This is a genomic window from Kitasatospora sp. NPDC004531 (assembly GCF_053602195.1).
This window is the reverse complement of record NZ_JBSGDD010000169.1, coordinates 1-6839: the sequence shown is the minus strand read 5'-3', so window position 1 is coordinate 6839 and position 6839 is coordinate 1. Positions and strand designations below refer to the sequence as shown.

8 protein-coding genes and 1 pseudogene are annotated in these 6839 nt (G+C 75.1%); 5 read left to right on the top strand and 4 right to left on the bottom strand.

Annotated elements, in window-relative coordinates; genetic code table 11:
• The first annotated feature begins 315 nt into the window (after positions 1-315).
• The 3 genes from ACWEMJ_RS33325 to ACWEMJ_RS33315 all read left to right on the top strand — a co-directional run bounded on the left by ACWEMJ_RS33325 (position 316) and on the right by ACWEMJ_RS33315 (position 1923).
• A complete protein-coding gene (locus ACWEMJ_RS33325; RefSeq protein WP_452140888.1) occupies positions 316-978 on the top strand; it encodes an HAD family hydrolase in 663 nt (220 codons plus the stop codon).
• Positions 978-1298 carry a DMT family transporter gene (locus tag ACWEMJ_RS33320; protein WP_452140887.1) on the top strand — a complete coding sequence of 107 codons (321 nt, stop codon included), beginning with the start codon at positions 978-980 and terminating at the stop codon, positions 1296-1298. The genes ACWEMJ_RS33325 and ACWEMJ_RS33320 overlap by 1 nt, the downstream gene beginning before the upstream one ends.
• Before the next feature lie 64 nt (positions 1299-1362).
• Positions 1363-1923 (top strand): DUF6584 family protein, encoded by a 561-nt coding sequence (locus tag ACWEMJ_RS33315; protein WP_452140886.1) that lies wholly within the window; start codon positions 1363-1365, stop codon positions 1921-1923.
• Positions 1924-1951: 28 nt separating this feature from the next.
• Here the strand turns inward: ACWEMJ_RS33315 and ACWEMJ_RS33310 are convergent, their stop codons facing one another.
• The 4 genes from ACWEMJ_RS33310 to ACWEMJ_RS33295 all read right to left on the bottom strand — a co-directional run bounded on the left by ACWEMJ_RS33310 (position 1952) and on the right by ACWEMJ_RS33295 (position 5821).
• On the bottom strand, positions 1952-3034 hold the full coding sequence (locus ACWEMJ_RS33310; RefSeq protein ID WP_452140885.1) for a glycoside hydrolase family 3 N-terminal domain-containing protein: 1083 nt from the start codon (positions 3032-3034) through the stop codon (positions 1952-1954).
• A gap of 231 nt (positions 3035-3265) precedes the next feature.
• The gene (locus ACWEMJ_RS33305) at positions 3266-3946 is read right to left on the bottom strand and encodes a phosphonatase-like hydrolase (protein WP_452140884.1); all 681 of its coding nucleotides are present in this window, start codon (positions 3944-3946) and stop codon (positions 3266-3268) included.
• A gap of 25 nt (positions 3947-3971) precedes the next feature.
• Positions 3972-5093, bottom strand: coding sequence for a TIGR03364 family FAD-dependent oxidoreductase (locus ACWEMJ_RS33300; RefSeq protein WP_452140883.1), 1122 nt, complete (start codon positions 5091-5093; stop codon positions 3972-3974).
• A gap of 86 nt (positions 5094-5179) precedes the next feature.
• Entirely contained in the window at positions 5180-5821 is a 642-nt protein-coding gene (locus ACWEMJ_RS33295; protein WP_452140882.1) for a phosphatase PAP2 family protein, read from the bottom strand.
• Positions 5822-6011: 190 nt separating this feature from the next.
• On the opposite strand from ACWEMJ_RS33295, the gene ACWEMJ_RS33290 reads away from it, so the two are divergent.
• On the top strand, positions 6012-6380 hold the full coding sequence (locus tag ACWEMJ_RS33290; protein WP_452140881.1) for a BlaI/MecI/CopY family transcriptional regulator: 369 nt from the start codon (positions 6012-6014) through the stop codon (positions 6378-6380).
• Positions 6377-6839 (top strand): annotated as a pseudogene (locus ACWEMJ_RS33285) (hypothetical protein); the annotation flags it as partial. The gene ACWEMJ_RS33290 and the pseudogene ACWEMJ_RS33285, both read left to right, overlap by 4 nt.

Sequence of the window (6839 nt, the reverse complement as noted above, 5' to 3'; positions counted from 1 at the left end):
GGTGGGGGGCGCTGGGGGCCACCCCGCGCCCCGTCAGGGGCGCGGGGAACTGCGCGAAGCGGAAGACGACGAACCAAAAGCCGCCCGCCGACAGCCAGTTGCACCCTCCGCCCGCGCCTCAGATCCGCACCAAGACTCGCGCCCCGTCAGGGGCGCGGGGAACTGCGCGAAGCGGAAGACGACGAACCAAAGCCCGCCCGCCGACAGCCAGTTGCACCCTCCGCCCGCGCAGCCGCAGCCGCACCGCACCGCTCCCGCCGACAGCCGCCGCACCGTCCCCTCCCCGGTGCCCGACCAGCCACGTAAGGTACCGCCATGCCTGCATCCCGCCCCGCCGCCGTCCTCTTCGACATGGACGGCACCCTCGTCGACACCGAGCACCTCTGGTGGCAGGCCGCAGCCGAACTCGCCGCCGAGCTCGACCTCACCCTCACCGACGCCGACCTCCCGGACGTCCTCGGCCAGGCCGTCGAGCACACTGCCGCCCACCTGCACCGCAGCAGCCGCACCGCCCGCCCCGAGTCCGACCTGATCGACCACCTGAACAACGCGTTCGCCGCGAAGGTCGAAGCCGAGATCGTCCCCCGCCCGGGCGCCCTCGCCCTGCTCGCCGCACTCCACGAGGAACGGATCCCCGCCGCCCTGGTCTCCGCGTCCCCTCGCCGCGTCGTCGATCTCGTGCTGGCCGCACTCGGTCCGCACTGGTTCGCCACCACTCTCGCCGCCGAGGACACCCCCCGCACCAAGCCCGCCCCGGACCCGTACCTGGCCGCCGCCGCGCGTCTGGGCCTCGCCCCGGCCGCCTGCGTCGCCGTCGAGGACACCCCGACCGGTGTCGCCTCCGCGCACGCCGCCGGCTGCGCCGTGCTCGCCGTCCCGTCCACCGTCCCGATCGCGGCCGCCGACGGCATCACCGTGCTGGACAGCCTCGAACACGCCGACCTCGCCTTCCTCGGCTCCCTGACGACGAGGCCCTGATGCCGTACCTGCTGCTCGCCCTCGCGATAGCCAGCGAGGTCTGCGCCACGAGCCTCCTCAAGCTCACCGAGGGCTTCTCCCGCCTCTGGCCCAGCCTCGCCGTCGCGGTCGGCTACGTGCTGTCGTTCTTCCTGCTGGGCCGCGCCCTCAAGCACATACCGGTGTCCGTCGCCTACGCCGTCTGGTCGGGCGCGGGCACAGCGGCCGTCGCCGCGATCGGCGCGACCTTCTTCGGCGAGTCCCTGGGCCGCCTCCAGTGGTGCGGCATCGCCCTGGTGATCGTCGGCGTGGTCCTGCTCAACCTCCGCTCCACCCACTGAACCGGCCGGCCCCTCGCGAAAAGCGGATTGACGCACCACCCGCCCGCCCGGAACGATCCCGCCCATGAGCGTCCGATCCACCCTGGCCAGAGCCGCCGCCGACCTTCGTGAGCAGCGCGTCGACCTCGCCCGGGAGCGCCTGCACGGCCTGCTGACGAGCCACCCGACCGATCTCACGGTCCGCCGCGCCCTCGCCGAGTCGTACCGCAGCTACTACGCGCAGTTGAGCGAGGTCGGACGCTGGAACTACCTCGACAAGACGCTGACCACCTACCAACTCGCGGCGTTCGAACGGCGATTCCCCGACCCGACCCGCCGCCTCGCCGTTCTCCGCTGGCCCGACCCGGAGCGCAACCCGCCGTCCACCCGCCTCGCCCGCCGCCGCCTGGCGGCTCTCCACCGCGAGGCCACCGGCACCGCCCCGACCTGGCCCGAGCACCCCGAGGACGCCGTCGCCCCCGCCCCGCCCGCCCGCGAACCCGCGCCCCGGCCCGCGCCCCCGCCACCTCGTCCGCCACTACCCGCCCAGCCGTACCGCAGCCCCGAACCCCCGCCGCACGCCTGGGCCGTCCGGATCGGACTGCTGGCCTTCCTCGCCGCCCTCGCCTGGCTGCACTGGCGCTGACCCGAAGCCAACTCCCGGCAGCGACAAGCTACTTGAGCGACCCCCGCAGCGCGTCCACCCGGTTCGCGGAGGCGGTGAACGCGTCCCGGTCGAGGTCCCCGGAGTCCAGCGCACCCGCCAGCGCCGCCGCGGCCTGGTCGCCCTGGGCGACGTCACGGGCGGAGCACAGGATCAGGTCGACGCCGGCCCCGGCGACGGCGAGGGCGCGCTTGGCGGTGCCGCCGACGGGGTCGAGCGCCTTGGCCTCCAGCGCGTCGGTGACGGTGACGCCCTGGTAGTCGAGCCGGCCGCGGAGCTCGTCGCGGACGATGCTGCCGGACATCCCGGCGGGGGTGCCGGGGTCGAGCGCGGGGTAGATCGCCCAGGACAGCATCACCAGCTTGACGTCGGCGGCGACCGCGTCGCGGTAGGGGCGTTCGTCGACGGTCCGCAAGGTGTTCAGCGGGACGTCGAGGGTGACGGGCTCCTCGTCGGTGTTGGCGCCGGCGGGCGCGCTGCCCAGGCCCGGGAAGTGCTTGGCGGTGGCGGCGACCCCGGCCCCCTGCTGGGCCTTGATGAACGCGGAGCCGAGCCTGCCGACCACGGCCGGGTCGGTGCTGTACGAGCGCTGGGCGCTGTCGGCGAAGTCGCCGGGCGTGCGGTAGACGTCCAGCACGGGCGCCAGGTTGAGGTTGAGCCCGTAGCCGGCGAGCGTCGCGGCGGCCTGGCCGCCGGTCGCGGTGGCCGCGGCGGTGGGGTTGGCCGCGCGTCCGACGTCCTTCGCGGACTGCGCGGGGCCGCCGGGCAGCCGCCGCACCTGGCCGCCCTCCTGGTCGGTCATCAGCAGCAGCGGCCAGGGGTGCGGGGCCTGCTGTTCGGCCTTCCGCAACTGGTCGACGGCGGTGCGCAGCACGGACGGGTCGCTGCCGACGTTCTCCGCGAAGAAGATCACCCCGGCCACCCGCCCCTCCCGGATCCGCTGCAGCAGCGCGGCGGGCGGGGTGGTGCCGGGGTAGGAGTAGACGATCCGCTGCCCGGCGAGTTCGGCGGAGCTCGCCCCGGTCGTCGGCGAGGGCTCGGCACTGCGCGAAGGCGAAGGCGAAGGAGAGGGCGACGGCGACGGCGAGGCCACGGGTGACGGACTGCTCGTCTCCGTCCCGCCCCCGGCCGGGCTCGGCGAGGCCCCGCCGCCGCCACCGGGCGATCCGCACCCGGCGGTCAGCGCCAGGCCCAGCACGAGCAGTCCGACCGACCTCAATGACAGCGACATACCGTCAGATAAACATACGAACTATCGCCGAGCCAGCACATCGGCGGCCCCGGGGCGTCACCACCCCGGGGCCCACACCGGTCCGACACCGGATCAGCCCAGCAGCACCGCGGGCAGCTCGGCGATCGAGCCCAGCACGTGGGTGGCGCCGTCCGCGCGCAGCCGGGCCTCGTCGTGGGCGCCGGTGAGCACGCCGGCCACCACCGACGCGCCGGCCCGGGTGCCGGTCAGCATGTCGTAGCCGGTGTCGCCGGCCACGGCCATCCGGCGCACCGAGTCGGTACGGGTGCGCAGCAGCGCGGTGAGCGCCAGGTCGGGGTAGGGGCGGCCGCGGCCCGCGTCGGCGGGGCACAGCGTCAGGTCGGCGATGTCCTGCCAGCCGAGGGCGGCGAGGATGCGGTCCTGCGTGGTGCGGGAGAAGCCGGTGGTGAGGACCACCTTGCGGCCCCGGCCGCGCAGCTCGGCGATGGCCTCGGCGGCGCCGGGCAGCGGCTCGCAGCGGCCCGAGTCCACCAGGTCCTCGTAGCCGGCCTCGAAGGCCAGGTTGGCGGCCTGGGCGCGGTCCTCGTCGCCGAACAGGTGGCGGAAGACCGAGATCTTGGACTCGCCCATGGTGGCGCGGACGTGCTCCAGCATGGCGGCGTGCTCGGGGCTGCCGGGCTCGACGCCCTGGGAGCGGGCGGCGGCGTCGAAGGCGAGTTCCACCAGGCCGTCGTCGGCGACGGTGGTGCCGGCCATGTCGAGCACCACCAGGGTCACATCGTGCGTGGTCATGTCTGTGCCTCTGTGGTCGAAGGGGTCAGAGCCCGGCGAGGTCGGCGGTGGTCTCGGCGATCGCGGGCGAGCAGGTCATGCCGCGCCCGCCGGGGCCGGTGACCAGCCAGGTGCCGTCGTTGATCTGCTGGCGGTGCACCACCCGGGTGGTGTCGACGCACTGGGCGTAGACGCCGGCCCAGCGGCGGCGGATCTTCGGCAGCGGGCGGCCGAGCAGCGTCTCGGCGACCTCGGCCACGTGCTCGTACGGGTCCTCGACGACGTCGAAGCCGAACGGCTGGTCGTACTCGTGGGTGTCGCCGACGGTGAGGCCGCCGTCCTTGCGCTGGACCATCAGCAGCTGCATCTTGTGCTCGGCGGCGACCGGCGGCTGCGGCTGGCCGGCCCGCAGCGCGTCGAGCTCGGGGCCGGCGAAGGCGGGGTAGTAGCGGAACGAGTCGCCGTCGGCGACCGAGGTGGTGAGGGTCTCGCCGAGCGGGTCGGTCTGCATCATCTGCAGGCGCACCCGGCGCACCGGCAGGTCGGGGACGAGTTCGCGGACCAGGCCGCCGAGCCAGGCGCCGGTGCACAGGATCACCTGGTCGCCCTGGTGCAGCTGCCCGTGGTCGTCGCGGACGGCGGCGGTGCCGACGACCTCGCGGACCTCGCGTCCGGGCAGGAAGGTGTAGCGGCCGGTGGCCTCCAGCGCGGCGCGCAGCGCGGGCTGGGCGACGCGGGATTCGACGGCGCCGTCGCGGGTGCAGTGCAGGCCGCCGAGGAAGTCGCCGCGCAGCGCCGGGTTGACGGCCCGGACCTGGTCGGCGTCGAGCAGCCGGTAGCCGCGGGCCTCGGCGTCGGGCAGCTTCACGGCGGCTTCGGCGACGGCGAGTTCGGCCTCGGTGCGGGCCAGCGTGAGCGAGCCGTTGGGGCGGAACCACAGGCCGGGGACGCGGGCGCCGATCTGCTCCCACAGTTCGCGGGCGCGCAGCGCGACCTGCAGTTCCTCACCGGCGGCCCGTCCGCTGACCCAGACCAGGCCGAAGTTGCGGACGGACGCGCCGCGGGCCTCGGCCTCGCGCTCCAGGTGGACGACCTCGTGGCCGCGCTCGACGGCCTGCCAGGCGTGCATGGTGCCCAGCACGCCTGCTCCTACGACGATTACCTTCATGCGGACAGGCTCGGGCGTCGAGGTGGCCGCAGGTCGTCCGGCTCCCGTCGGGCAGGTGAACCGCCCGCAAGAGTTGTCCATACAACCTAGGCGGCGGCCCCGGTGCCGAGCACGGGCCCGAGCGGGCCGGTGCGCAGCCGGCCGACCAGGGGCGCGGCGCGTCCGGCGAGCAGCGCGAGCGGGATCGCGACCAGCACGCCGACCAGGGCGCCGGCCGCCACGTCGTGCGGGTAGTGCGCGCCGACCCAGACCCGGGAGGCGCCCATCAGCACGGCGGCAAGCAGGCCGAGCAGGCCGAGCCTGCGGTCGGCGTACAGCAGTGCGACGGCGGCGGCGAAGGCGATCACCGTGTGGTTGCTGGGGAAGGACCAGTCGCCGGGGGCGGGGCAGGCCTCCAGGGTGACGGTGCCGGGGATCTGCTGACAGGGCCGGACCTCCTCGACCAGGCCCTTGAACACCGAGTTGGCCAGGTACGCGCCGACCACGATCAGCGGCGAGGCCAGCACCCGGGCCATCGCGGCCGAATCGGCGCTCCGGGCCCGCCACCAGCCCCACACCATCAGCAGTGCGAAGACGCCGAGGCCGAGCGCCGACCACTGGGTGACCAGCCGGTCGAACCAGTGCGGCGCGGCGTCGGCCCACCCGGTGATCCGGGTGTAGAGGCCGCCGTCGATGCCGCTGCCGTCGTAGGCGAGCAGGCGGGCGGGGGGATGAGCGTTCGGAGTCACAGGGACAAGGTGTACCAGAACGGACGTACTGGACGGCTCGGCCGAAGGGGCGAGCAGGAGCGACTGGGGCAAGGCTGGCGGACCTCCCGTTACCTTTGGGGGTGGCCGATCCCGGGCCGCCCCCAAGCGTCTACAGTGTTGTAGACGTCGATCGACAGGACTGTAGACGAATACCGGAGGTTCGCGCGACATGACGGATTCACCCGCCCGTCGCCCGGCGGGCGAGCTGGAGGCCCAGGTGCTCGCCGCCCTCTGGGCCGCCCGCGCCCCGCTCACCCCGCAGCAGGTGCAGGACGCCGTGGACGCCGGCCTGGCCCGCACCACGGTCGCCACCATCCTGGCCAGGCTGCACGAGAAGGGCACCGTCACCCGCAGCCGGGCCGGCCGCTCCTTCGCCTACACCCCGACCGTCCAGGACGCCGACGGCCTCGCCGCCCGCCGGATGCGCACCGAGCTCGACCGGGGCCCGGACCGCTCCACGGTGCTCGCCCGGTTCGTCTCCGACCTGTCCGACGAGGACGAACGGCTGCTGCGCGACCTGCTCGGGGACCAGCCGTGACGCTGGCCGTCTGGATCCCGCTGCTGCTGCCGCTGCTCGCCGCCCCGCTGGCCCGCCGCCTCGCCGAGCAGCTCGCCCCGCGCGCCGCCGCGCTCACCCTGGCCGCCGCCTCCGCCGCCCTCGGCACCGCCGCCCTGGCCTCGCTCGTCCTGCTCGCCGCCACCGGCCTGCTGCACCTGCCGTACGCGGCCGCGCTCGCCCACTTCGCCCCCGCCCGCCACCTGCCCGACGCGCTGTCCGGGACGCACTGGGCGCCCGCCGGGGCCGCCGCCGCGCTCGCCCTGCTGGTGATCGGCGCCCTCGCCGCCCGCACCGCCCACCGCCAACTGGCCGACCTGCGCCGGGCCCGCCGCACCGTCGGCGACTCCCCCGCCGGCCTGCGCCCGTGGCTGCGCCGCAGCGGCCCCGCCCCACCGGACCTGGGCCAGGCCCTGGACCGGCTGCACCGCACCCCCGAAC

Excerpts from the sequence above, each read along its gene's own strand:
- ACWEMJ_RS33325 (WP_452140888.1), top strand. The coding sequence starts at position 316 with ATGCCTGCATCCCGCCCCGCCGCCGTCCTCTTCGACATGGACGGCACC.
- ACWEMJ_RS33320 (WP_452140887.1), top strand. The coding sequence starts at position 978 with ATGCCGTACCTGCTGCTCGCCCTCGCGATAGCCAGCGAGGTCTGCGCC.
- ACWEMJ_RS33315 (WP_452140886.1), top strand. The coding sequence starts at position 1,363 with ATGAGCGTCCGATCCACCCTGGCCAGAGCCGCCGCCGACCTTCGTGAG.
- ACWEMJ_RS33305 (WP_452140884.1), bottom strand. The coding sequence starts at position 3,946 with ATGACCACGCACGATGTGACCCTGGTGGTGCTCGACATGGCCGGCACC.
- ACWEMJ_RS33300 (WP_452140883.1), bottom strand. The coding sequence starts at position 5,093 with ATGAAGGTAATCGTCGTAGGAGCAGGCGTGCTGGGCACCATGCACGCC.
- ACWEMJ_RS33290 (WP_452140881.1), top strand. The coding sequence starts at position 6,012 with ATGACGGATTCACCCGCCCGTCGCCCGGCGGGCGAGCTGGAGGCCCAG.